We start from the raw sequence: 25620 nt of genomic DNA on the forward strand, positions 1-25620 counted from the left end.
GGCGCAGTCGGCGTTTCAGGGTCGCCAGTATAAGGGATTCGGCGCGCCTAGCCCAATAGCCGGGAGAGATCCAAGTAGAAGGCCAGCGACATGAGGGCGGCCAAGAGAAAAAGGCCGATCTTCTGACCCTGCATCTGGGCCTCCTCGGAGAGCGGGCTGCCTTTGACCCATTCGATAAAGAAGTACAACAGATGCCCTCCGTCGAGGACAGGTACCGGCAGAAGGTTGAGGATGCCGAGGCTGATGCTGACGACGGCGAGGAATTTCACGAAGGATTCCAATCCGTAACTCGCTGTTCGGCCGGCCGTCTCGGCGATCGTGATGGGACCGCTGAGATTCTCCACAGAGGCCTGGCCGATCAACATGCGCCCCACGACACGCAGCGTCATGACGCTCATCTCGACGGTCTTGGACACGGCCCGATCGAGCGACTCGACGGGACCGTAGCGAACCTCGACGCTGTAGTCGTCCATCAGACCGTCCGGCACCAACACACCGGCCCCGATCCGACCGATGGTTTCCCCCTCGACCTGCGCCGATCGCGGCGTAATGCTCAAGGCAAGGCGCTCGCCGTCGGCGCGCTCGATCTCGATCGACAAGGTCTGGTCCGGGTGCTCCCGCACCACGCCGACCCAGTCCGGCCAGCCTTCGATCGGACGGCCGTCGGCGGACAAGATGCGGTCGCCGCTCTCCAGCCCGGCGCCTTCGGCTGCTTCGCCAGGGACCAACTCGCCGATCACGGCGGGCAAGGTCGGACGCTTCGGCGAGAGACCCAGGCGACCGAGCAGATCCGGCTCCTCGGCGAGGCTCTGGACCGCGTCGGAGGGAATCCAGCGGGTCAACTCGCGACCCGAGGCATCGCGTACCTGCACCGACAGCTCTCGCCCGTCGAGTGATTTGCCCACGAACGCGATGAGGGCCGTTTCCCAACTTCCCGCCTCGCGGTCGCCGACCCGGATCAACTCGTCGCCGGATTGAAAACCGGCCGCGGCGGCAATCGATTGGGGCTCCACCTCCCCGACGATCGGCCTCAGGCCCGAGTCCCCGGACATGAAGATCGCCCAGTAAGCGAAGATCGCGAAGAGAAAATTAAACAGGGGGCCGGCAACGACGATCGCCGAGCGCTTCCACAGCGCTTGGCGATTAAAAGCAAGGTGTGCCTGCGCCGCCGGAACCTCCTCTTCACGCTCGTCGAGCATCTTGACGTAGCCGCCGAGCGGGACAAGCGCGAGGACATACTCGGTCGCATCGGGGTGTCGCTGAACGCGCAGCAGAGGCCTGCCGAAACCGATGGAGAATCGAAGCACCTTCACGCCCAAGCGCCTGGCGACCCAAAAGTGTCCGAATTCATGGACGGCGATCAGGATCGCGAGCGCGACGACAAAGGAGCCGATCGTAAAAAGGATATCCATCTTAAATCGCGTCTGGAGTAGCTAATGACAGAGGAGTTGCGGGCAACGTCTCCGGCCATCAACAGCGATCGGAGTGACGCGACTTAGGTCTTTAATTTTCAATCTTATTTAAACCGCGTCGACGACGGCATCACCAGTGAGCCCGGGCCGTCCATTTGCACGGCCGGTCCGGACGCGGCTCAAATAACCCGCGACTGGACGAGTTGCTCCGCGCGCGCGCGCGCCCGTCGATCCACGTCTAAGAGGAAGGCGAGATCCTGCCCTTCGACGTCTTCGTTCGGAAGCGACTCGAGCGTCCCGTCGACGACGGCGGCAATCCCGGGGAGATCGAGGCGTCGGTCCAAAAAGGCGGCGACGGCGATCTCGTTGGCCGCGTTCAGGATCGCCGGTGCCGTTCCGCCCAGTGAGGCCGCTTGAAAGGCCAAACCGAGGCATGGAAAGCGCGCGAGATCCGGCTCTTCGAAATCCAGATGTCCGACCTTGAAAAGATCCAGTGGCGCAACGCCCGCGTCCAGGCGCGCCGGCCAACCGAGCGCATGGGCGATCGGGGTGCGCATATCGGGATTGCCGAGCTGAGCGAGCACGGACCCGTCCTGGTATTGGACCAAGGAATGAATCACGCTTTGAGGATGGACAACGACCTGGATGCGACCGGTATCGGTTCCGAACAGCCAACAGGCCTCGATGACCTCCAGACCTTTGTTCATCATGGTGGCCGAGTCGACCGAAATCTTGCGGCCCATCGCCCAAGTAGGGTGTGCACAGGCCTGGTCGGGGGTGACCGACGCGAGTTGCTCGATCGGCCAATCGCGCAACGGACCGCCGGAGGCAGTCAACAGGATCCGCTCCACGCCGACCGAGGGCAAACCCTCGCAGAAGTTCGGCGGCAGACACTGGAAGATGGCGTTGTGCTCGCTGTCGATGGGCAGCAGCTCCGCGCCGCTCTCCTCCACGGCGCGCATGAGCAAGGCGCCGGCCACGACCAGGGACTCCTTGTTGGCGAGCAGCAAACGCTTGCCGGCATGGGCCGCAGCCAGCGTGGGGGGCAGACCCGCGGCACCCACGATCGCCGCCATGACATAGTCCGTCTCCGGCATGGTCGCAACCTGCTCGAGGCCCTCGACACCCGAGAGGATCTCCGGACGGCCCGGCATGTCCGAGAGCAGCTCGCGCAGTCGCTGCGCCGCCGCCTCGTCGACCATGACCGCGATCCGCGGGCGGTGGCGGCGGCACTGCTCGGCCATACGCTCGCTGTCGCGATTTGCCGTCAATGCGACCGCGCGAAACTGCTCGGGATGACGCGCGACGACATCGAGGGTGCTGACGCCGACCGAGCCGGTCGAGCCGAGGACAGTTACGCCGATCACGTCGCCACTCCAATCAAGGTGATACCCAAGGCAAATACAGGTGCAGCTGCGGTCAAGCTGTCGATGCGGTCGAGCATCCCGCCGTGACCCGGCAGAAGATGACTCGAATCCTTCAGACCGCGGCGGCGCTTGAGGAGGCTCTCGTAGAGATCGCCGACGATCGAGATGACGACCGAGACACCGCAGACCAGAAGGATCAGCGGAGTTGCCGCAAGACTCGCGGACAGGATCCAGGAAAAGGTCAGTCCGCAGGCGACGGCCCCGCCAAGGGCCCCGTACACGCCGACCCTGGTTTTGCCCGGACTCAGCACGGGTGCGAGCTTCGCCCGACCCTCTCCCCAGGCGCGGCCGACGAAATAGGCCATCGAATCGGCGGTCCACATGAGAAAGAGCAAGAACAGGACGAGCGCCCGCCCCGAATCGGGCAGTGCGTGCAGATAAATCAGTGCCGACCAAGGACCGACCAGAACGAGAAAACCCGCGCCGAGCAGAGACCACTGAACACCCTCGACCCTCGGTATGTCCCGGATGCGCGGCAGAGCAAACGCCTGCACCACCCACCAGAGCGCGCTGAGACCGAAGAACCAAGGCTGAGCCTGCGGCCAGATCCAAAGGAGCGCCATCACGCAGAGGACGGCGATCGGATAGAGGGTACGCGAGGTCGGACGCGTCAATCCCGCCAGTGTGCTCCACTCGGCGGCGGCCAGCATCAGGACAGCCGCCAAGACGAGTGCGAAGGCCGGCGTCGGCAGCCAAAGGACCGCGGCGATGACGATCGGCACCAACGAGAGCGCCGTGATCGTTCTGCGCTTCAACGCGTTGGAGGCAGGCAGGACGTCAACCCCGGCCATAGGCACTCATCGGATCGCGCGACGCCACCTGCTCGCCGGTTCGGCCGAATCGCCGCTGACGGCGGGAATAGTCCTCGAGTGCTCGACCGTAGGCCGCCGCGTCGAAGTCGGGCCACAAGAGGTCGGTGAAGTAGAGCTCGGCATAGGCGGACTGCCACAACACGAAGTTGCTCAAGCGCTGCTCCCCGCCGGTGCGAATGAAAAGGTCGGGTTCGGGGAGATCGGGAAACGAAAGGCGGCTCGCCACGGACTGCTCGTCGATCGCATCCGGATCGAGCGACCCGCTCAGTGCATCCGCCACCAAGCGCCGAGCGGCGCGCGCAATGTCCCAGCGCCCGCCGTAATTGGCTGCGACCTGTAGATTCAGGGCGCGGTTGTCTCCCGTGAGCTCTTCGGCCTCGGCGATGCGACGCTGCAGCTTTTCGGGGAAGGCCTGGCGCTCGCCGATGATGCGAAGCCGAACATCGTTCTCGTTCAAACGACGCACTTCGCCCCGCAAGGCGCTCATAAAAAGCTCCATGAGAATATTCACCTCGGAACGCGGTCGCTGCCAATTCTCGCTGCTGAAGGCGAAAAGGGTCAGTGTACCGACACCGCGGCGAACGCTTTCCTCGACAACGGCGCGCACGCTCTTCACGCCCTCACGATGGCCTGCCGTGCGGGGCCGATCGCGCTGCTTGGCCCAGCGGCCGTTTCCGTCCATGATGATGGCGACATGTCGAGGCACGGAGGAATCCGGTGAATCCGGATCGCGCATGCCGACTGCGGGCGTTGCAATATCCACGTTTGTCGTCGTCGGGCTCGCCCGCCCGGCCTCAAATCGACATCAAGTCGGCTTCTTTCTCCGCCAAGACCGCATCCACATCCTTGATGGATTGATCGGTCAGCTTTTGAACCAGCTCCTGACCGCGGCGCTCTTCGTCCTCGGAGATCATCTTGTCCTTCACGAGCTCCTTGAGATCATGATTCGCATCGCGACGGATGTTGCGCACGGCGACCCGCGCCTGCTCGGCCTCGTTGCGTGCGACCTTGATGAGGTCGCGGCGCCGCTCTTCGGTCAGCGCAGGCATGGGAACACGAATGACGGTTCCCGCGGTGTTGGGGTTGAGTCCGAGGTCCGACTGCATGATGGCCTTCTCTACGGCCTGCACCATGTTGCGTTCCCAAGGCGTGACGGCGAGCGTTCGCGCATCTTCCGCGCTGACGTTGGCAACCTGGCGAATCGGCATCTCGGAACCGTAGTAGGAGACCATCACATGGTCCAACAGGGAGGGATGCGCCCGGCCGGTTCGAATCTTGGCCAACTCATGGCTCAGCGCTTCGACGCTCTTGGCCATACGCTCCGCAGCGTCCTTCTTGATGTCGTCGATCATGTCAGTTCCCGCTCACGACCAAAGAGCCGACGTCTTCGCCGCGGATCAACCGCAGCAGCGCACCTGGCTCGTTGATATTCATTACACGTAGTGGCATGCCATGGTCGCGACACAACACGATGGCCGTCGTGTCCATGACCTGCAATCCTTCACGAAGCGCACGATCATAACTGATGCGGGGGTAGAAGGTCGCCCCCGGATCGACCATCGGATCGGCCGAGTAGATCCCGTCGACCTTCGTTGCCTTGATCAGCAGATCCGCACCGACCTCGATCGCACGCAGGCTTGCCGCGGAATCGGTCGTGAAGAAGGGGTTGCCGGTGCCGGCGGCAAACACGACGACCCGACCCTTCTCCAGATGGCGCATGGCGCGCCGCCGGATGTAGTCCTCGCAGACCTGATTGATCTTCAGCGCCGACATGACCCGCGCCGCAACACCCAAACGCTCGAGCGCATCCTGCATCGCAAGCCCGTTCATGACGGTCGCGAGCATCCCCATCTGATCGCCGGTGACGCGGTCCATGCCTTTCGCCGCAAGTCCCGCCCCGCGGAAGATGTTGCCGCCGCCGATCACCAAGGCCACCTGGACGCCGACCGCGGCCAGATCGCGGACCTCGCCGGCAAAACGATCCAGAACCTCCGGATCGATGCCGTAAGCCTCGGAGCCGACCAATGCCTCGCCGCTGAGCTTGAGCAAGATGCGTCGATAAAGTGGCGCCGTCATGGCAGGAGGACCTCGTCGTGTGTTGAGTCGGAGAAGGCCGCGCGCGACTCGCGCGACCTCCGGGGCCCAGTCATCTGGATGGGGTCGCCTGGATGGGGCCGGGTGGCTTCGCGCCGATCGAACCGCGCAGCCTACGTCGAGCGAACCTGCGCCATAACCTCCTCGGCGAAGTTCTCGACCTTCTTCTCGATGCCCTCGCCGACCTCGACACGGGCAAAGCGGTGGACCTGTGCGCCCGCCTGCTTCAGGAGCTTCTCCACCGAGGTGTCGGGATCCTTCACGAACGGCTGCCCGAGCAGGGTTACCTCTTCGAGATATTTACGCACGCGCCCGTCGATGATCTTGTCGACGATCGCCTCGGGCTTGCCGCTGTCGAGGGCCTGCGCCTTGAAGATTTCGCGCTCTTTGGCCAGCGTTTCGGGCGGAACCTCGTCGGCCCCGACGCACAGCGGGTTGGTCGCTGCGATATGCATGGCGATGTCGCGCCCGAGCGTCTCGTCGCCGCCGCTCATGTCGAGCACGACGCCGATACGAACGCCGTGGCGATAGCTGTAGAGACGGCCTTCGACATCGTCGAAGCGCACCAAGCGACGCACCTGGACATTCTCGCCGATCTTCGTAATCAGGGCCTCGCGGGCCTGGTCGACGGTGGTCGCCGGGGCGTCGCGCAGGGGAGTTGCCGAAAGCGTTTGCGCATCGGCCATATCGCCGGCAAGGGCCGTCGCGGCGGTGGACTGCGCAAAGTCGAGAAAACTGGCGTCTTTTGCCACGAAATCGGTTTCACAGTTGATCTCGACCAAGACCCCGCGCTTGCCGTCCGGCGCGATCTCGATCATGACCACGCCTTCGGCGGCCGTGCGTCCGGACTTCTTTGCAGCCTTTGCCTGACCCGCTTTGCGCATGGCCTCGATGGCCGCTTCGATATCGCCGTCGGACTCCACCAGCGCCTTCTTGCACTCCATCATGCCGGCGCCGGTGCGCTCCCGGAGCTCTTTCACCAATGCCGCTGTAATCGCCATCGTTTGCTTCCTCGGTCCCTCGCGGGACGACTTCGGGTTGTACTGGATGCGTTCGCACCCGAGTGATCGGGTGCGAACGGAGAAGAGAGGGGCGCCCGGAGCGAATCCGGAGCGCACCCGGGTCGACGGAGCCGGCCTACTCGGCTTCGGCGACTGCGCTCGGAGCCGATTCGCTCTCGACGGGGGCGTCGATGAAGGTGTCGCCGCGGCCGACCATGGCGGCCGCGGTGTTGCGGCCGTCGAGGATCGCGTCCGCTGCGCCGCTGATGTACAGGCGCACTGCACGGATCGCGTCGTCGTTACCCGGGATCACGTAGTCGACCTTGCTCGGGTCGTTGTTCGTATCGACCACGCCGACCACCGGGATTCCGAGCTTGTTCGCTTCGGTGACGGCAATCTTCTCATGGCCGACGTCGACGACGAACATGGCGTCCGGGAGACCGTCCATCTCCTTGATGCCGCCGATACTCTGCTCGAGCTTCGCGCGCTCGCGCGCGAGACCCAGCGCTTCCTTCTTATTGAAGCGCTCGATCGTCCCTTCCGCGAACATCGTCTCGAGCTCTTTGAGGCGCTTGACCGAGTGCCGGATGGTCTTGAAGTTGGTCAGCATACCGCCGAGCCAGCGATGATTGACGTAGGGCATCCCGCAGCGCTGAGCCTCTTCCTTGATCGCCTCGCGTGCCGCGCGCTTGGTGCCGACGAAGAGGATACGGCCGCCGTTGGCCGTCAAGGAACCCATGAAGTTGACGGCCTCTTGATACAGAGGCAGCGTCTTTTCCAGGTTCACGATATGGATTTTGTTGCGTTGGCCGAAGATGAAGGCCCCCATCTTGGGGTTCCAGTAGCGGGTCTGGTGTCCGAAATGGACGCCCGCTTCCAACATCTGGCGCATGGTGACTTCGCTCAAGGTCTTGCTTCCCGTGGTCTGGGTTGGGCCTCCACGCATCCCAAACGGCAACCTGTGTCCAGGCACCCGGCCGGTTGTGTCGATGCGTGTGCGGACATGTTCCGGCGCCCGCAGATCGGGGCCGGTCTCGATTCGGCGTTGCGCGACCCGGATCACCCGGGCCGACGGCCGATTGCGCGCAGGATCTCGGCAGCTCCTAGACTCGTCGAAAGCCCGACAGCAGCCGATTTGCCGCAGCGCGCCGGGTTTTATACCATAGCCCGTTCATTACGAGCAATTACCTCAAGGTTTTCTGTGAGATCCGGACCTGATGTCGATTCAGCGACGCACGCCATGAGTGTGCCAATCAAGACACCCGAGGCGATCGAAAAGATGCGCGTGGCGGGCCGGCTGGCGGCCGACGTTCTCGATATGATCGCCCCCCATGTCGTCCCGGGCACGACGACGGACGAGCTCGACCGCATTTGCCACGACTTTATGACGCGCGTCCAGCGGGTGATCCCGGCACCCTTGAACTACCGCGGCTTTCCCAAATCGATTTGCACCTCCGTGAACCATCAGGTCTGCCACGGGATTCCCGGGAACAAGCGCCTCAAGAAAGGTGATATCGTCAACATCGACGTCACCGTGATCAAGGACGGCTATCACGGAGATACGAGCAAAATGTTCTTCGTGGGCGAGCCGAGCATCCTGGCACGCCGCCTCGTCACCGTCACGCAGCAGGCGATGCGTCTCGGCATCGCAAAGGTGCGGCCGGGTGCGACCTTGGGGGACATCGGCTACGCCATACAGCAATTCGTCGAATCGCAAGGGTGCTCCGTGGTCCGGGAATATTGCGGGCACGGGATCGGTCAGGCCTTTCACGAGGAGCCGCAAGTCCTGCACTACGGCAAGCCCGGCGAGGGCTTGGTCCTGAAGGCGGGCATGTGCTTCACCGTCGAGCCGATGGTGAACGCAGGCAAGCGTTTCATCAAACTGCTCCCGGACGGCTGGACGGTCGTGACCAAGGATCGCAGTCTGTCTGCACAATGGGAACACACAGTCCTGGTCACGGAGCAGGGCCATGAGATCCTGACCTTGCGCGCCGAGGAGCGTGCAGACGAACCACCGGCCGACGAAGCCGAGCCGGAGCGCGACATCGTCGCCCACCCATGAACGCCTTATCGCGCCCCTCGCCGGGTGCGGCCGCGGAACCTAGGTCTGCGTCCGATCCGATGGTACTGATCGCGGATTGGAAAAACCGCCTCAAAGCCGGGCGCGACCGACTCTTCGCAGACTTCGACCAAGGCGCACCGGTCGGGAGCCTGGTCCTCCGACGCAGCCTCCTCATCGACGAAGTCCTGCGCGAGGTCTGGGACCACCACATCGGAGAGACCGAAGACGCTGCCTTGGTCGCCGTCGGCGGATACGGTCGGCAGGAGCTCCAGCCCGCCTCCGACATCGACATCCTGATCATCGTCGACGCAGAAGCCGACGCGCGACTTGCCTCCCCCCTGGAGGGACTGGTGACCTGCTTGTGGGACATCGGCTTGGAGGTCGGGCATAGCGTGCGCACCCCAGAGGAGTGCGCTCGCGAGGCCGCCGACGACGTCACCGTCATGACCAACATGATGGAGGCGCGCCTGATCCGCGGCAGCAGCACCTTGTGCCATCGGATGCGCGACGTCGTCAGCCCCGACCGGATGTGGAACAGCGAGCAATTCTTCGCCGCCAAGACCCGGGAGCAACGCACACGTTGGCAGAAATACGGCGGCACCGCCTACAACCTCGAGCCCAACATCAAAGAAAACCCGGGCGGCCTGCGCGACATTCAGATGATCGGCTGGGTCGCCAAGCGCCACTTCGATGCGGAGACCCTGCATGAGCTTGTCGGTCACGGGTTCCTGACCGAATCGGAATACGGCACGCTGATCGACGGGCAAACGCTGCTGTGGCGGATCCGTTTTGCGCTGCATCGACTCGCCGGACGGCGCGAGGACCGACTCCTGTTCGAGTATCAGCGAACCCTCGCCACCCAGTTCGGCTTCGAAGACGGTCCGAACAACCTCGCCGTCGAGCAGTTCATGCAGCAGTACTATCGCACCGTCCAAGGGCTCAATCGGCTCAACGAGATGCTGCTGCAGTTGTTTCGCGAGGCGATCCTCCTGCATGACGATGTCGGCCCCCCGGTCCCGGTCAACAAGCGCTTCCAGTCACGCAGCGGCTATCTCGAGGTGACCTCGGCGAGCGTGTTTCAGCGCTATCCGATCGCCCTTCTCGAAGTCTTCCACATCCTTCAGGTCCACACGGAGCTCGAAGGGGTACGCGCCAGCACCATCCGGCTGATCCGCGAGAACCGACACCGCATCGACGACGACTTCCGCGCCGACTTACGCGCGCGAAGTCTCTTCATGGAGATCATCCGTCACCCGAGCGGTCTCACCCATGCGATTCGACGCATGAACCGTTACGGCGTCCTGGCCGCCTATATCCCGGCGTTCGCCAACATCGTCGGGCGTATGCAGTACGATCTGCTGCACGTATACACGGTCGACGAGCACACGCTGTCGCTGCTGCGCAATCTGCGCCGCTTCACCGTCACCAAGCACGACGACGAATTCCCGCTCTGCAGCGCGATCGCCAGGCGCATTCCCAAGCTCGAGCTTCTCTATCTCGCAGGTCTCTTCCACGACATCGCCAAGGGGCGCGGCGGAGACCATTCGCTGCTCGGTGCCGATGACGCCCGCGCGTTCTGTCGGCTCCACGGGTTGTCCGAATTCGACAGCCGGCTCGTAGGCTGGCTGGTGGAGAAACATCTGCTGATGTCGATGACGGCCCAGCGCAAGGACATCAGCGATCCGGAGGTGATCCAATCCTTTGCCGCCGTCGTCGGCGACACGACACGATTGGATTATCTCTATTTGTTGACGGTGGCGGATGCCCGGGCAACCAATCCCGAGCGCTGGAACAGCTGGAAGGATGCGCTGCTGCGCGAGCTGTATCACGGGACACGGCGCGCGTTGCTGCGCGGACTCGAGAATCCGCAAGCCCAGGATGAGTTGATCCAGCAGAAACAGACCGAGGCCCGGCGCTTGGTCGCACGCTACGGCGGGGATCCCGCAGCCTGCAATCGGCTTTGGGCCAAGTTCAGCCTGGATTTGTTTCTGCACAATTCGCCGGACGAGATCGCCTGGCAGACACGCCAGATCCTCGCCTGCGAACCCGAGCAACTGCCGCTCGTGGTCATTCGCCCGGTCACGGCGCGCGGGGGAACCGAGATCTTCATCTACACGACCGATCGCGCAAACCTGTTCGGACGCATCACCGCGCTGTTGGATCAGGTCGGCCTCAACATCATGGATGCGCGCATCTTGACTACCGATGGCGGAATGGCGATCAACACCTACCAGGTGCTGGATCAGGACGGCAGTCCGATCCATGACACCTTGAGGATGGAAGAGATTCGATCCTACCTGGTCGGGGATCTCGCAGAGGATGCCGGGGAGGAGATCCAAGTGGCGCGCTCCATGCCGAGACGCCATCGGTATTTCCCGACGGAGACCCGCGTAACCTTTTCCACGGACGAGCCGAATCGCCGCACCATCATGCGGCTCGCCACCCTGGATCGCCCCGGCCTGCTCGCAGACGTCGGCGCGGTCTTCCAGAATTGCGGCATCCGTCTTCAGAACGCCAAGATTGCAACGGTCGGCGCCGAGGTCGACGATGTCTTCTTCATCACCAACGACGACGAAACCCCCATCACCTGCGAGACCGCCCTATCCTGCTTGCGACGCGAGATCCACGATCGGCTGGAAGGCGATGGGAAGCGCTGAGCATCGCGATATCGTCGGACTCGGGATAACGATGCACTCGCAAGCTCGGTTGAAGGGCATGCGACTCGGCGCCGTCGCGCTGATCTTCGGACTCCTGTCGATCCCGGCCGCCATCGCAGCGGACGAGAATCTCCTCGTGAAGATCCAGCCCGCAAGTCAGACCTTCGGCGATCCATCTCCGGGGGGCGCGCCAACACCTTGGCTTGACGAGGTTCGCGCCCAACGACAGGCGTGGGAGGCCAGACGGGAGGCGACGCGCAGTGCCTACGAGGCGCGCCGGCGAGCCAACAATCCCAGGGCTGCCGCCCAGCAGGAGGCATGGGAAGAGGATGTACGCCGTCGGCGTGCCGACCGTCTCGAACGCATGGATCAGGAGCGCGAGCGCTTTCGCAGCCTCGGACCCGCTCAGCTCCCGCCGCCTTGGCCTTGGGTCACGGGGATGCCCACCCTGCCGGACATCGGCAGCAGCGCCACGTCGCCGGGGACCCCAGGCGATGAGTCGATCTTTGCGCCGCCCGGCTGGGACAACCATTGGTATTTCAGGGGTTTCTGAGGTCGCTCAAGCAGGCGTCTCAACGCCTCACTCGGCCTCGATCAACTCAAGCGCATTGCCGTCCGGATCGCGACAGAAGAGCGCGCGTCGCCCCGAGCGACTGAGGGTATAAGGGAGGCCAGCGGCCTCGAGCCGCGCCGTCACCGCGCTCAGGTCGCTCGCACGCATCGCGAGATGGCGGTCCCGGCCGCCGTGCGCCGGACGGCCCGCAACCGGATCCGGATTCGGCAGCTCGAGCAGATGGATCTGCTGGTTGCCCACCCAGAGCCAAGCCCCGGGAAACAACAGATCCGGGCGCTCCGGATCAAGCTCGAGACCCAAGATCCCTTGATAGAAGTCGAGCGCCCGCGCGGTATCGGCGACGATCAGACTGACATGATGGATAGAATGAGCGAGCGGCATCGGACCCCCCTCGGCATGGAGCCGGCTTGGACGTTCGCCTATACTACACCGCCCACTCAGGATGACCCGATGAACCCGGATATCGGGCGCTTGCAGCCCTACCCTTTTGAACGACTTGCCGCACTGAAGCAGGGACTCGCTCCGCCGGCCGATCGCGACCACATCGCGCTCTCCATCGGCGAGCCGAAACATCCGACCCCGGCGCTCGTCACGGATGCCTTGATCGCGCACCTGCATCAGCTCGCCGTCTATCCGACGACCCGCGGAATCCCGGCACTGCGCGAGACGATCGCGGCCTGGCTCTCGAATCGATTCAAGCTCGGCTCACACGGCTCGACGGGGGCAGGCGCACTCGGCATCGACCCGGACACACAGATCCTGCCGGTGAACGGCACACGCGAAGCACTCTTCGCCTTCGCCCAAGCGGTGATCGATCGCTCGCAGGACGCCCTGGTCTTGATGCCGAATCCCTTCTATCAGATCTACGAGGGCGCTGCCTTTCTGGCCGGTGCACAACCGCGCTATCTCGCGTGCGAGGCGGCGAACGGTTTCGTCCCCGATTTCGAAGCGGTGGACGACGCGACCTGGCAGTCCTGCCGGCTGCTCTACATCTGCTCGCCGGGTAACCCGACCGGTGCCCTGCTCGATCATGCGACCTATGCACGTCTCATCGCACTTGCGCACCGGCACGATTTCGTCATCGCCTCGGATGAATGCTACTCCGAGCTCTATCTGGACGAGTCCGACCCGCCGCTCGGGTTGCTCCAAGTCTCGGCCGCTATCGGCAACCCGGCATTCAGTCGCTGCATCGCCTTCCATAGCCTCTCGAAGCGCTCCAACGCACCGGGTCTGCGCTCCGGGTTCGTTGCTGGCGACGCCGCGCTGATCCGCGACTTCTTCGCCTACCGGACCTACCATGGCTGCGCCATGCCCCTGCCCCATCAGCATGCAAGCATCGCAGCCTGGAGCGACGAGACCCATGTACGTGAGAATCGACGGCTTTATCGCGAGAAGTTCGACGCGGTCCTTGCGATCCTCGGGGATGCGCTTGCAATCGCGCCGCCGAAGGCCGGCTTCTACCTGTGGCCCGAGACACCGATCCCGGACACCGACTTCGCCGCTCGCCTCTTCGCCCAGGAGAACCTGACCGTCCTGCCGGGCCGCTTCCTCTCGCGTGTGGTCGAGGGAGCCGACCCGGGTCGGAATCGCATCCGGCTCGCACTGGTCCCGCCCCTCGACGAGTGCGTCGACGCCGCGTTTCGGATTCGGCGCTGCCTGGAGCGGATCTGACGTGACTGATTTCGCTTGAGCCCACCGCGCGTTCGCGCTTCGAATCCCCGGACCTGCTTTTTCCGGTCTTCAACACGACAGCAGAGAACACCCCATGAGCGACCAGCAATCCATCATTGAAGAGGCTTTCGAACGACGTGCCGAGATCACCCCGCGCACGGTGGAGACACGCGTGCGCGATGCCGTGCAGGACACCATCGAGCGGCTCGACCGCGGCGAGTTGCGAGTCGCCGAGAAGCGCGACGGCGATTGGGTGGTCCACGAATGGCTTAAGAAGGCCGTCCTGCTGTCGTTCCGGATCGAGGACAACGCCTTCATCAAGGGCGGTTTCACCAACTATTACGACAAGGTCGCCTCCAAGTTCGCCGACACCAACTCGCGCGAGTTCCGCGACGGCGGGGTTCGAGTGGTGCCGCCGGCGACCGCACGCAAGGGCGCCTACATCGCGCCGAGCTGCGTGCTCATGCCCTCCTACGTCAACATCGGCGCCTATGTCGACTCCGGAACCATGGTCGACACCTGGGCGACCGTCGGCTCCTGTGCCCAGATCGGCAAGAACGTCCATCTCTCCGGCGGCGTCGGGATCGGCGGTGTGCTCGAGCCGGTGCAGGCCGCACCCACCATCATCGAAGACAACTGCTTTATCGGCGCCCGCTCCGAGGTCGTGGAAGGCGTCATCGTCGGCGAGGGCGCCGTGTTGTCGATGGGCGTCTACATCGGTCAGAGCACCAAGATCTACAACCGCGAGAGCGGCGAGATCCTGTACGGTCGCGTCCCGCCGGGTGCCGTCGTCGTCCCCGGCAGTCTCCCGGCCAAGGACGGAACCCACAGCCTCTATTGCGCCGTCATCATCAAGCAGGTCGACGAGAAGACCCGCGGAAAGGTCGGCATCAACGAGCTGCTTCGGGACATCTAAGGTCGTGGTCGAGGTCTACGGCATTCCCAACTGCGACACCATGAAGAAGGCCCGAGCCTGGCTGGACGCGCACGGTGTCGCCTACCGGTTCCACGATTACAAACGCGAGGGGGTCGACGAGACCCGACTACGAGGCTGGGTCGAGGAGCTGGGCTGGGAGGCGCTCGTCAACCGTCGGGGTACGACCTGGCGCAAACTGCCCGAGGACGTGCGCGAGGGCATGGACGCGGAAGCCGCGATCCGGGTCATGCTCGAGACCCCGTCGATCATTCGTCGACCGGTGCTCGACACGGGCGAGGTCCGGCACGCGGGTTTTTCGGAAACCGATTACGAGAGGCTGCTCGGCTGATGTCGATGTCCCCGACCTTGGAGCTGGCGTGCGAGCTGATCCGCCGCCCTTCCGTCACGCCCGACGACTCGGGCTGTCAGACCCTCATGGCCGAGCGGCTGGCCGCGCTCGGTTTTCGCATCGAAGACATGCCCTTCGGGGAGGTCGCGAACCTCTGGGCCCGACGCGGCGAGGAAGGCCCGCTTTTCTGCTTCGCCGGCCATACGGACGTGGTCCCCACCGGCCCGATCGAGCAATGGGACTCGGCCCCGTTCGAGCCGACCATCCGCGACGGGCGGCTCTTCGGGCGTGGCGCCAGCGACATGAAAGGCTCGCTCGCCGCCATGATCACCGCGGTGGAGGCCTTTGTGGGCGATCATCCCGACCATCGTGGATCCATCGCTTTCCTGATCACGAGCGACGAGGAAGGGCCCTCAGTCGACGGGACCCGCCGTGTCGTGGAGCGGCTGGAGCAGCGCGGCGAGAAGATCGACTATGCCTTGGTCGGCGAGCCCTCGGCGCGCGAGCGTCTCGGCGACACCATCAAGAACGGTCGACGCGGGAGCCTGAACGGCGTCCTGCGGGTGCAGGGCAAACAGGGCCACGTCGCCTATCCGCACCTGGCCAAGAACCCCTTCCACGCCTGCGTCGATGCACTCGCAGCACTCTGCGCCGAGGTCTGGGACCAGGGCAACGATCACTTCCCGCCCACCAGCTTTCAGATCGCCAACCTGAACATGGGCACGGGCGCGGAGAACGTGATCCCGGGCCGACTCGAGGCCCAGTTCAACCTGCGCTTCTCCACCGAGTTGGCCCCGGAGACCATCCAGGCACGCGTGCGCTCGATCCTGGACGCCGGTGATTTCGACTACCAGCTCGACTGGCGGCTCTCGGGAAACCCCTTCCTGACGCCGGCCGGCGAGCTGGTGGCCGCCTCCCGCGCGTCGATCGCGGCGGTCACCGGCATCCAGACCCAGCTCTCCACGAGCGGCGGCACCTCCGACGGGCGCTTCATCGGACCCACCGGCGCTCAAGTCGTCGAGCTGGGTCCGGTCAACGCCAGCATCCATCAGGTCAACGAGTGCGTCGGAGTCGCAGAGCTGGACGATCTCTCCGAGATCTATCGAGGTATCCTCGAACGCCTGTTGGCTCCGGCCTGAACCGCGTCCGGGGCGACATCGGATGTGTCAGTTAGGCCCGGCCTTGTAGGGATCAAAAACTCCGTCAGGAGACGCGGTTCAGAATTTCGATGTTTTTTCCAGATCGGATCTAAACCGCGTTCAGAGCGGGATGCTGATGTCCGAGTGAGTTCGACGCTTGGTGCATCCACGCCTCCTTAGCGGGGACACGGTTTTAAAGATCTCTTTTAATATCTTAAACCGCGCCGGCTCCAGCGGCCGTCAAGTCTGTCAGGGCCGATCCCATCCAAAAACATCGCATCCCGCGCTCGGCGCGGTTTAACGGAGATCGATATGCCCTACGTCAACATCAAGATCACCCGCGAGGGTGCGACCGCGGAGCAGAAGGCGGCACTCATCAAGGGCGTCACACAGCTGCTGGTCGACGTGCTCGGAAAGAATCCGCAGACAACGATGGTCGTCATCGACGAGATCGAGACCGACAACTGGGGCATCGGCGGGGAGAGCGTGACGGTGCGTCGCCGCCGAGACTAAACCGGGCAGAGTGCGGTATGCGTCATTTGCGGGCGTGGATTGGCCCCGCCAGCTCCGACTGCTTTCGGTGCTAGCGCGGTTGAACGTCAAAAAAATCTTCAATTCTAAACCGCGTCTCGGCTAAGAGCCGTAGATGCACCGAACGTCGAACCCACGCGAAAGTGAGCATCTCGCTTTGGACGCGGTTTAGGTTTAATCGCCCAGAATGTAACCCAAGTCGATCTCGACGGCATCGAACGGCGGGATACGCATCTTCCGCTCGTCGGGGCCGGGCGCGGCGACGCTGGCGATGACCCGGTAACTACCCCCGTCGAGTTGCCAGGCGACCAGTGAGCGTTCCTCGGGCCAGATCAGCCAGTAGTAGGACACCTGTTGGCGCTGAAGCAACAGAAACAGGGTCAGCGTGTCCTTGCGCTCATGTCCAGGCGAAACGATCTCGCACACCCAGTCCGGGACGATCTCGACGACCCCGCTCGGGCGATCAGGCAGCCGTTCCTTCCGCCAGCCCGCGAGATCGTGGGTCGGGCACTGGTGGTCGGAGTAGTGGACGCTGACCTCGCTGGCGATCCACCAGCCGCCAGGGCCAGAGGCGCGTCGTAACGAGTCGAGCTCGGCGACCGTATTGCTTTGCACGAAGCCGTGCTCGATCCGCGCCATCGGGCGCTGGACGATCTCGCCATCGATCAGCTCGACACGCTCGTCGGAAGCATCGAACAGATCGGCCAGGGTCTTGAGTTTGAGTGCTTCCATCGCTGTCGCTCCGCTGTTTTTAACATCGACGCTTAACCTGAACCGCGCCCGGTGCGCTCTGCGTCATTCCGTGGAGTGGCTTGGCCGCGCCGGCTCGGACAACTGCCGGAAAACGATGCCGATCGCTCCGGACGCGGTTTAGAGCCCCCGGCCCCCCATCAAGGCCCGGATCTTTTCCTTGGTCGGACGAAGCACCACGCCGCGCTCGGTCACGATCGCGTCGACCAAGTCAGCCGGGGTCACGTCGAACACCGGATTGCGGGCGACGCATCCGGCGGGTGCGAGGCGCCGCTCGCCGCAGCTCAACAGCTCGTCCGGATTACGCTCCTCGATCGGAATCTCGTCACCGCTCGCGATCTCCATGTCGATGGTGGACGTGGGTGCCGCGACCATGAACTTGATCCCGTGGTGTTTCGCGAGGATCGCGAGGCCGTAGGTCCCGATCTTGTTTGCGACATCACCGTTGGCGGCGATGCGATCCGATCCGACGATGACCCAACCGACAGAGCGCCCCGCCATCAAGCTCGCGGCCGCCCCGTCCGCCTGCAGGGTCACCGGGATGCCGTCGTGCATCAGCTCCCAGGCGGTGAGTCGTGCGCCTTGCATCCAGGGCCGCGTCTCGTCGGCGAAGACGCTCCCGATCTTGCCGGCCGCATAGGCGCTGCGAATGACACCGAGCGCCGTGCCGTAGCCACCCGTGGCGATCGCCCCGGCGTTGCAATGGGTAATGACGTCGGTCGGAGCCTCGATCAGCGCCGCACCCAAATCGCCGATCACCCGATTGGCGGCACGATCCTCGGCGTGGATCGAAAGCGCCTCGTCCACCAGGGCCGGGAACGGATCACGTTCATCCAGACTCAAGATCAGACGGCGCATCCGATCGATCGCCCAGAAGAGGTTGACCGCGGTCGGACGCGAGGCGGCCAGACGCTCAAGGTCGGATTCGATCGCGGCTCGCCAATCGGCGCCTGCGGCCGCGTAGGCGTCCCGCCCTGCCAGTGCAACCCCGTAAGCCGCGGCGACACCGATAGCCGGCGCGCCGCGCACCACCATCGCACGAATCGCATCGGCGACCGCACTCGCATCCATCAGTCGCAAGAACTCCGCACGGTCGGGCAGCAGACGCTGATCCGCGAGATAGAGGGCACCATCGTGCCAGAGTGCCGCATCGTCCGGGGTCGGCACGGTCGGGATCGTTGTTTCCATCGGGGGCTCCTTGTGGCATGTTCTCGCCATTGTCACCCATCCCCCGCCCCGACTGAAAGGACCGACCGATGCAAGCCGAGCTTCTGATCCATGCCCAGTGGGTACTGCCCGTTGATCCCCGAGATCGTCAGCTCACCGATCATGCGGTCGCGATCGCGGACGGGCGCATCCTCGCCGTGCTGCCCTCCGAAGAGGCGCGACGCAGTGTCGACGCCCAACGGGTGATCGAGCTACCCGGCCACCTGCTCATCCCGGGCCTGATCAATGCACACACTCACGCCACCATGGTGCTGATGCGGGGGCTCGCCGACGACCTGCCCCTCATGACCTGGCTGCATGAGCATATCTGGCCCGCAGAGCAGCGTTGGGTGGACCCCGGATTCGTCGCCGACGGGACCCGACTGGCTGTGCTCGAGATGTTGCGCGGCGGCATCACCTGCTACAACGACATGTATTTCCATCCCGAGGTAACGGCCCAGGTGACGGCTGAGGCCGGGATGCGTGCCGTCATCGGCATGATCGTCGTGGATTTCCCCACCGGGTATGCCGCGAATGCCGACGAATACATCACCAAGGGCCTCGCCCTGCATGAGCACTATCGGGACCATCCGTTGATCCGGGTCGCCTTCGCGCCGCATTCGCCCTACGCGGTATCGGACGCGCCGCTGCAACGCGTGCGTGCGCTGGCGGACGAACTGGAGGTTCCGATCCATATCCATCTCCACGAGACACGCGACGAGATCCTCCAGTCGCTGCGCGACCACGGAGAGCGGCCGATCTCGCGACTGAATCGACTCGGATTGCTCGGCCCGGGACTGGTGTGCGTACACATGACTCAGCTCGATGAGGACGAGATCGCGCTCTTGGCCGACACGGGCGCCCATGTCGTCCATTGTCCGGAATCGAATCTGAAGCTCGCGAGCGGGTTCTGCCCGGTCGCGAAGCTCTTGGAGGCAGGGATCAACGTCGCAATCGGCACCGATGGCGCAGCAAGCAACAACGACCTGAACATGCTCGGTGAGATGCGTACGGCTGCCCTGCTCGGCAAGGGCGTAGCAGGCTCGGCATCTGCGCTGCCGGCTGCGACCGCCTTGCGGATGGCGACCATCAACGGTGCCAGAGCACTCGGAGTGGAGGATGAGATCGGCTCGCTCGAGCCCGGAAAGTCGGCGGACTTGGTCGCACTGGATCTGCGCGACTCCCACACCCAACCCCTCTACCACCCGATCTCGCAGCTGGTCTATGCGGCCAGTCAGCAACAGGTGCGTCACGTCTGGGTACGGGGCCGCCATTTGCTCCGCGACGGCCTGCCCACCGGGCTGGACAACGGCCGGATTATCGCCGCCGCACAGGCTTGGGGGGATCGTCTCGGGCGCTAAACCGCGTCAGGTATCACATGGATTCGTTTCGAAGCGACACCGGCCAAGGCCGACCGCCCGGCGCCATGGACGACGCGGTTTAGATCAATAGATTCAAAGATCTAAACCGCGTCTGGCACAACGTTTTCAGTTCTGCACGGTGCGTCTACCGCCCGTCGAACGTCGTTTGTCGGGGGATGGACGCCGCTTAGAACAGATCCATCAGGACCCGTTCGGCATCGGCGAGCGCGGGGGTCTTTCCGGCAGGCCACGAGGGACCTCCCGAGTCGACGATCTCAAGACGCACCGGGGCAACGCCCCGTCCCAACATCCCGATCTCCCTGGCAGCCGCCTTCGAGAGATCGATCGTGCGGCCTCTCACGAAAGGGCCGCGATCGTTGATGACAACCTCGACGGATCGGCCGTTCGCCTTGTTCGTAACGCTCACTCGCGTGCCGAACTCCAGTGTCCGATGAGCCGCGGTCAAGGCATTCTTGTCGAATCGGACACCGCTGGCGGTGCGCCGGCCGTCGAAACGATCTCCATAGTAAGACGCCGTACCATCCGTGACATTGGCCTGAAGGGTTGTCGTAGGAAGAAACGCCAACATTGCGAGCGCCGGGATCAACCAGATGTTCTGTCGAATCAAAACAGAGTTCTCCGTTCGTAACGTTTGGTGTTTGAGCCGGGATTCGCATACCTTCCGAATCGCGACCAAGCGCGAGTCTAACGGGAGAGAGGATTTCAATCCACCCCGAGGCAAACACGAAACGCTCGTGGCACGCGCCTTCGGCACGACGCACGGGACGGATTTCCGCACTCGCCGATCGCGAGGCCGGAGATCGCGGTCTTCAGAGAAGACCTGTAGGGCGCACCTCGGTGCGATCGAGGGTCGAGGCGGTAGGATCCGAGCCATGGGTCCCGGACCCAGCTTTGTCACCGTTTCCTTCCGTGAAATCCCGACGGGTGAGGCGAACCGAGGAGTCTTTATCGGGAGGGTTCACAGGCTCGACATTCGGTGTTCGCTCGGGCTTCCCGGGGCTCGGACTCTCGGCCGGAGGCTCAGGGAAGCTGATGCGCGTGCGCAGGACGGGCGCCGAGAAGGCAGCACGCAAGGCCTCGTCACGGCTGTAGATATCTTTTCGAAAGCCGACCTTACCCTGCTCGTCGGCGAACGCCGTCAAATAGTAGAGCAGCACCGGCAACCGGTCCGCGAGGTCGACATAGCGCGTCCGTCCGCGCTCGACCACGCGATCGATTCCGGACCGATCCCAGCTGGGCTGGTCGAGAATCGCCTCCGCAAGCGCGAGCGGGTCTTGCACCCTGACACAGCCGTTGCTCAAGGCGCGTGTTTGGCGCCCGAAAGCGGATTTTCCGGGCGTGTCGTGGAGATAGATCGCATGGCGGTTCGGGAACATAAATTTGACGCGGCCGAGGGCGTTTTTCGGGCCCGGCGCCTGGACAAGCCGATAACGCTTATAATCGCCGGCATTCCCCCCGCCGACCTGCTTCCCGGTGCGGCGATCGACCAACCGATAGTCGCTGGAGACTCGACCCATCTTCTTCTGGATGGACACGGGCACCGTCCAGGTCGGATTGAAGACCAAGTGCTCCATGGTGTCGCGAAACATCGGTGTTTGGGTCTCGGGCGTCCCGACGATGACGCGCGTCGACCAGACGAAGCTCCCGCCGCGCGCAAGGTGAACCTTGAACGCGGCGATATCCACGAAAACATAATCTTCGGGCAGATCCTGATAGAGCCAGCGCAACCGCTCCAGGTTAATCCGGATTTCCTCGGCCTTTGTCTCATCACCGTGCCCGTTAAGCGCAGCGAGGGTCGAGGGACCCACGACGCCATCGGCGGCGAGACCCGATCGCCGCTGGTACGACACCACGGCTTCGTGAAGTGCGGCGTCGAAGAGAGCGGCATCGGGCGGCGTCTCAACCACCGCGCCATCGAGGCGCGCGAGCCGTTCACGCAGCATCGCCACGCGCGGATGCCGCTCTCCTTGGGCGAGATTCGGCCCGGCCGGCAGGGGCGGCAGTCCCACGAGAGAGGTCTGAGCGGTATAGCGCTGCAGCGCGGTTTTTAGGTCGTCGTACCAGAACGGACGGGGAAAGCGAGCGCTCAAGCTCGTTTCGAGATCCTTGCCGCCGAGCGCACGGTGCATCTCGGCTAAGAGGACCTCGCTGGACGCGGGAGATCGATCGTGCCATTTCGAATCGACGGCGACCGGATCGAGCTTGCCGTAACGATGGTGGTGAACATAACGCGCCAAGGCATCGCTGAGGATGAGATCGGCGGCGATACGTGCGTTACCGCTCAAGGATTCGAGGACACCCGGAGGGGCGAGTCGACGGAGACTCTCGGCATGGAAATCATCGGGTCGGAAGCCTTCCGAGCCACTTTGCTGCGCGAGGTCCAAGAGGCCCGAAATTCGCGCCGGATCGACCCAGACCAAGACATCTCCGCGCTGCGCGTAGAATTCGGCCAGCAGACGACCGGACAACAAGGGCACGCCTTCGATGGCGACGGTTCGCGCATCACGGATCGAATCGAGCGTCGGGCGCAGTAGCTCATTCGTGGATGCCGGTGCAGAGACGACGGCCAAGAACCCAAACAGAACCATCAAACGGCAACGCATACCGGGTATCCCTCAGATCCGACCCCTAAGCCGCTCAACATTCGCCGATCAACTGTGTCCTGCCGTTCTCGTCCAAGGTCTCCAAGCGAACGGTGAAACCCCACAATCGCCGGATGTGGCGCAGCATCTCGTCGACAGAATCACCCAGAGGTCGACGATTGTGCCGATAGTGTCTCAAGGTCATGGAGCGATCGCCACGACGGTCGACATTAAACACCTGAATGTTCGGCTCGCGGGATCCGAGGTTGTACTGTTCCGCGAGTGATTGTCGCAAAGCCCGATAACCCTGCTCCTCGTGGATCGCCGTGACCTCCAGGTGCTCCTCGCGATCGTCGTCGGAGATCGCAAACAACCGCAGATCGCGCATGACGGTCGGCGAGAGATACTGCGCAACAAAGCTTTCGTCCTTGAAGTTACGCATGGCGAAGTCCAATACCTTCAGCCAGTCCCCGCCCGCGATATCCGGAAACCAGTGACGATCCTCGTCGGTCGGCTGCTCGCAGATCCTCCGGATATCGCGCATCATCGCAAAGCCGAGCGCGTAGGGATTGATCCCGTTGTAATAAGGTACGTCGAATGTAGGCTGGAAGACGACTCCCGTGTGCGACTGCAGGAACTCCATCATGAATCCGTCGGTGACGAAGCCTTCATCGTACAGGTGATTCATGAGCGTGTAGTGCCAGAACGTCGCCCAGCCCTCGTTCATGACCTGCGTTTGGCGCTGCGGATAGAAGTACTGACCCAGCTTGCGGACGATCCGAACAATTTCGCGCTGCCACGGCTCGAGCAGCGGGGCGTTTTTTTCGATGAAGTAAAGCAGGTTCTCCTGCGGTTCATCCGGCCAGCGCACATCCTGCTCCCCGCCGTCGTCGACGTCGAAGGTCGGCAACGTCCGCCATAAATCATTGACCATCGACTGAAGATATGCCGCGCGGTCCTTTTGGCGACGCTGTTCCTCGGCAAGCGTCAGCGGCGTCGGTCGCTTGTAACGATCCACGCCGTGATTCATCAGTGCATGACAGGAGTCGAGCAACATCTCGACCTCGGCTTCGCCGTAGCGTTCCTCGCATTCGGCGATGAATCGCCGGGCGAAAACGAGGTAATCGATGATTGCATCGGCGCTGGTCCAGGTACGGAAGAGATAATTGCCCTTGAAGAAACTATTGTGGCCGTAACAGGCATGGGCGATGACAAGCGCCTGCATCGGCAGGGTGTTTTCTTCCATGAGGTAAGCGATACAAGGATCGGAGTTGATCACGATCTCGTAGGCCAGCCCCATCTGACCGCGCCGATACGTCTGCTCGGTCGCGACGAATTGTTTACCAAACGACCAATGCGGATAATTGATCGGCAGACCGACCGAAGAATAGGCATCGATCATCTGTTCAGAGCTGATGACCTCGATCTGATTGGCATAGGTATCCAACCCGTAGACATCGCGGGCCAGGCGGCCGATCTCCCGGTCGAACCGTTCGAGCAAGGGGAACGACCATTCGGAGGAGTCCGAGATGAGGTTTTGGGTCATGCCTCCTGCCTCCTGAACAGCTCCCGAAACACGGGAAAGATGTCCTCTGCACCGTCGATTTCCTCCATCGCGAAGTGCCGGTGCATGGCTCTGACCTCTTGATAGGCGTACCAAAGGCTCTGATGCTGCCGCGGAGTGATCTCGACATAGGCGAAATAGCGCATCATCGGCATCAATTTCTCGACCAGAAGATCACGGCAGACCGTCGAATCGGAATCCCAATTATCTCCGTCAGAGGCCTGCGCGGCATAGATGTTCCAAACCGACGAATCGTAGCGCTCTTTGAGAATATCGTACGCCAGATTCAACGCACTCGACACGACCGTGCCCCCGGTCTCGCGAGAATAGAAGAACTCCTGCTCATCGACCTCTTGGGCAATCGTATGATGGCGGATAAAGACGACGTCGATCTTGTCGTAATTCCGTTGAAGGAACAGATAGAGCAGGATAAAGAACCGCTTCGCAAGATTCTTGCGGACCTGATCCATCGAGCCCGAGACGTCCATGATGCAGACCATCACCGCTTTGCTCGTCGGCTCGGGAAGCTTCGTAAAACTTTGATAGCGCAGGTCGAAGGTGTCGATAAAGGGCAAGGCCGCAATTCGCGTGCGCAGTCGATCGATCTCCTCGCGCAGCTCGCGCACACGGAGATCCGTTTCGTCGATGCCGCCGTCGAGCAGGGCCTGAAGCTCCTCCTCGAGCTCGCGCGCACGCGCGCGCAGGGGCGCGCCGATGGCCGTCCGGCGGGCGATGGCCCCCTTGAGCGAGCGCACGACGTCGATATTGGAAGGAGATCCGTCGGTTGAATAACCGGCTCTGACCGTTTTGAACTCGGTCGTTCCCATCAACTGGTTCCGCACCAGATTGGGAAGCTCGAGGTCGTCGAACAAGAGGTCCATGAACTCTTCGCGCGACAGCTCGAAGACGAAGTCGTCGTCGCCTTTTCCGCCCTTGCCGGCCTTTCCTTGACCCGAGCCATCCCCGCCCCCGCCCTCCGGACGCCGGATCCGATCCCCGGCGATGAAGTCTTTGTTGCCTGGGTGCACCATGTCCCGAACTCCGCCCTTGCCGTGATGAAAGACCGGCTCGGAAATATCCTTGGACGGAATCCCGACGCGCTCGCCCGAGTCGATGTCGGTGATGCTGCGTTTGTTGACGGCATCGGCGACCGAGCGCTTGAGCTGCGACTTATAACGCTTCAAGAAACGCTGTCTGTTGACCGTGCTCTTGTTCTTGCCGTTCAGTCGACGGTCGATGAAGTGTGACATAAAGACTCTTGCCTACTCGGCTGGGTGAAACAACGACGAATCGCGCAAGTCGGTGTCCGCGCCTGCGTTCGACTCCCTGATCGCCCGCTCCATTTGCAGGTTTCCACACCGCCATGATGCCGCCGGACACGACGGCCGATCAACCGATCAACCGCTGGGCGGCGGGGCCGAGACGACCTACCCTCGCCGCGAGAGTCACCCGACCGTCGAGGGAGACACCGCTTCGATCGGCGCCTCCCCT

Annotated in this window: 24 protein-coding genes; 9 read left to right on the forward strand and 15 right to left on the reverse strand. The window is 63.2% G+C overall.

From position 1 onward, the window contains the following. Nucleotides 1-47: 47 nt before the first annotated feature. The 8 genes from rseP to rpsB all read right to left on the reverse strand — a co-directional run bounded on the left by rseP (nucleotide 48) and on the right by rpsB (nucleotide 7638). Nucleotides 48-1412: an RIP metalloprotease RseP gene (rseP, locus tag LT988_RS04320; RefSeq protein WP_232409009.1), complete on the reverse strand. Its 1365-nt coding sequence runs from the start codon at nucleotides 1410-1412 to the stop codon at nucleotides 48-50. A 179-nt stretch (nucleotides 1413-1591) separates the two neighbouring features. Further along, nucleotides 1592-2779 (reverse strand): 1-deoxy-D-xylulose-5-phosphate reductoisomerase, encoded by a 1188-nt coding sequence (ispC, locus tag LT988_RS04325; protein ID WP_232409010.1) that lies wholly within the window; start codon nucleotides 2777-2779, stop codon nucleotides 1592-1594. Further along, nucleotides 2776-3630 carry a phosphatidate cytidylyltransferase gene (locus LT988_RS04330; protein WP_232409011.1) on the reverse strand — a complete coding sequence of 285 codons (855 nt, stop codon included), beginning with the start codon at nucleotides 3628-3630 and terminating at the stop codon, nucleotides 2776-2778. Before LT988_RS04330 ends, ispC begins: the two co-directional genes overlap by 4 nt. Continuing rightward, the gene (locus tag LT988_RS04335) at nucleotides 3617-4387 is read right to left on the reverse strand and encodes an isoprenyl transferase (RefSeq protein ID WP_269752131.1); all 771 of its coding nucleotides are present in this window, start codon (nucleotides 4385-4387) and stop codon (nucleotides 3617-3619) included. Before LT988_RS04335 ends, LT988_RS04330 begins: the two co-directional genes overlap by 14 nt. A 58-nt stretch (nucleotides 4388-4445) precedes the next feature. Continuing rightward, a complete protein-coding gene (frr, locus tag LT988_RS04340) occupies nucleotides 4446-5003 on the reverse strand; it encodes a ribosome recycling factor (RefSeq protein WP_232409012.1) in 558 nt (185 codons plus the stop codon). A gap of 1 nt (nucleotide 5004) precedes the next feature. Beyond that, nucleotides 5005-5727, reverse strand: a complete 723-nt coding sequence (gene pyrH, locus LT988_RS04345) for a UMP kinase (protein ID WP_232409013.1) — start codon at nucleotides 5725-5727, stop codon at nucleotides 5005-5007. Between the two features lie 131 nt (nucleotides 5728-5858). Next, a complete protein-coding gene (tsf, locus tag LT988_RS04350) occupies nucleotides 5859-6746 on the reverse strand; it encodes a translation elongation factor Ts (protein ID WP_232409014.1) in 888 nt (295 codons plus the stop codon). A 136-nt stretch (nucleotides 6747-6882) separates the two neighbouring features. Continuing rightward, on the reverse strand, nucleotides 6883-7638 hold the full coding sequence (gene rpsB, locus LT988_RS04355; protein ID WP_232410512.1) for a 30S ribosomal protein S2: 756 nt from the start codon (nucleotides 7636-7638) through the stop codon (nucleotides 6883-6885). 348 nt (nucleotides 7639-7986) lie between these two features. On the opposite strand from rpsB, the gene map reads away from it, so the two are divergent. Genes map through LT988_RS04370 form a run of 3 tightly spaced genes read left to right on the forward strand, consistent with a single transcriptional unit; the run spans nucleotide 7987 to nucleotide 12018 of the window. After that, nucleotides 7987-8808: a type I methionyl aminopeptidase gene (map, locus tag LT988_RS04360; protein ID WP_232409015.1), complete on the forward strand. Its 822-nt coding sequence runs from the start codon at nucleotides 7987-7989 to the stop codon at nucleotides 8806-8808. Then, a complete protein-coding gene (gene glnD / locus LT988_RS04365; protein ID WP_408648045.1) occupies nucleotides 8805-11465 on the forward strand; it encodes a [protein-PII] uridylyltransferase in 2661 nt (886 codons plus the stop codon). Before map ends, glnD begins: the two co-directional genes overlap by 4 nt. 58 nt (nucleotides 11466-11523) lie before the next feature. Then, the gene (locus LT988_RS04370) at nucleotides 11524-12018 is read left to right on the forward strand and encodes a hypothetical protein (protein WP_232409016.1); all 495 of its coding nucleotides are present in this window, start codon (nucleotides 11524-11526) and stop codon (nucleotides 12016-12018) included. Nucleotides 12019-12045: 27 nt separating this feature from the next. Here the strand turns inward: LT988_RS04370 and LT988_RS04375 are convergent, their stop codons facing one another. Continuing rightward, entirely contained in the window at nucleotides 12046-12420 is a 375-nt protein-coding gene (locus LT988_RS04375) for a VOC family protein (RefSeq protein WP_232409017.1), read from the reverse strand. A gap of 69 nt (nucleotides 12421-12489) precedes the next feature. Between LT988_RS04375 and dapC the strand changes: the two genes are divergently transcribed. From dapC to LT988_RS04400, 5 genes are all read left to right on the forward strand, one after another. Next, nucleotides 12490-13710, forward strand: a complete 1221-nt coding sequence (gene dapC / locus LT988_RS04380; protein WP_232409018.1) for a succinyldiaminopimelate transaminase — start codon at nucleotides 12490-12492, stop codon at nucleotides 13708-13710. 94 nt (nucleotides 13711-13804) lie between these two features. Further along, entirely contained in the window at nucleotides 13805-14626 is an 822-nt protein-coding gene (gene dapD / locus LT988_RS04385; protein ID WP_232409019.1) for a 2,3,4,5-tetrahydropyridine-2,6-dicarboxylate N-succinyltransferase, read from the forward strand. Nucleotides 14627-14630: 4 nt separating this feature from the next. Then, complete coding sequence (locus LT988_RS04390; RefSeq protein ID WP_232409020.1) at nucleotides 14631-14975, forward strand: ArsC family reductase; 345 nt, start codon at nucleotides 14631-14633, stop codon at nucleotides 14973-14975. A gap of 5 nt (nucleotides 14976-14980) precedes the next feature. Further along, on the forward strand, nucleotides 14981-16114 hold the full coding sequence (gene dapE / locus LT988_RS04395; RefSeq protein WP_232410514.1) for a succinyl-diaminopimelate desuccinylase: 1134 nt from the start codon (nucleotides 14981-14983) through the stop codon (nucleotides 16112-16114). 312 nt (nucleotides 16115-16426) lie between these two features. Continuing rightward, complete coding sequence (locus tag LT988_RS04400; protein ID WP_232409021.1) at nucleotides 16427-16627, forward strand: tautomerase family protein; 201 nt, start codon at nucleotides 16427-16429, stop codon at nucleotides 16625-16627. Nucleotides 16628-16819: 192 nt separating this feature from the next. On the opposite strand, the gene LT988_RS04405 is transcribed toward LT988_RS04400, so the two are convergent. After that, nucleotides 16820-17377 (reverse strand): Uma2 family endonuclease, encoded by a 558-nt coding sequence (locus LT988_RS04405; protein WP_232409022.1) that lies wholly within the window; start codon nucleotides 17375-17377, stop codon nucleotides 16820-16822. Nucleotides 17378-17515: 138 nt separating this feature from the next. Beyond that, nucleotides 17516-18583 carry an S-methyl-5-thioribose-1-phosphate isomerase gene (gene mtnA / locus LT988_RS04410; RefSeq protein ID WP_232409023.1) on the reverse strand — a complete coding sequence of 356 codons (1068 nt, stop codon included), beginning with the start codon at nucleotides 18581-18583 and terminating at the stop codon, nucleotides 17516-17518. 68 nt (nucleotides 18584-18651) lie between these two features. Between mtnA and LT988_RS04415 the strand changes: the two genes are divergently transcribed. Beyond that, nucleotides 18652-19962, forward strand: coding sequence for a TRZ/ATZ family hydrolase (locus tag LT988_RS04415; RefSeq protein WP_232409024.1), 1311 nt, complete (start codon nucleotides 18652-18654; stop codon nucleotides 19960-19962). Between the two features lie 187 nt (nucleotides 19963-20149). On the opposite strand, the gene LT988_RS04420 is transcribed toward LT988_RS04415, so the two are convergent. The 4 genes from LT988_RS04420 to LT988_RS04435 form a co-directional block, all read right to left on the reverse strand. Next, nucleotides 20150-20590 carry a septal ring lytic transglycosylase RlpA family protein gene (locus tag LT988_RS04420; RefSeq protein WP_232409025.1) on the reverse strand — a complete coding sequence of 147 codons (441 nt, stop codon included), beginning with the start codon at nucleotides 20588-20590 and terminating at the stop codon, nucleotides 20150-20152. A gap of 202 nt (nucleotides 20591-20792) precedes the next feature. Further along, nucleotides 20793-22586, reverse strand: coding sequence for a L,D-transpeptidase family protein (locus LT988_RS04425; RefSeq protein ID WP_232409026.1), 1794 nt, complete (start codon nucleotides 22584-22586; stop codon nucleotides 20793-20795). Between the two features lie 34 nt (nucleotides 22587-22620). After that, a complete protein-coding gene (locus LT988_RS04430) occupies nucleotides 22621-24111 on the reverse strand; it encodes a SpoVR family protein (protein ID WP_232409027.1) in 1491 nt (496 codons plus the stop codon). Further along, a complete protein-coding gene (locus LT988_RS04435; protein ID WP_232409028.1) occupies nucleotides 24108-25379 on the reverse strand; it encodes a YeaH/YhbH family protein in 1272 nt (423 codons plus the stop codon). Before LT988_RS04435 ends, LT988_RS04430 begins: the two co-directional genes overlap by 4 nt. Nucleotides 25380-25620: the final 241 nt, after the last annotated feature.

The organism is Thiocapsa bogorovii (assembly GCF_021228795.1).
In the GTDB taxonomy this organism is placed as follows: domain Bacteria; phylum Pseudomonadota; class Gammaproteobacteria; order Chromatiales; family Chromatiaceae; genus Thiocapsa; species Thiocapsa bogorovii.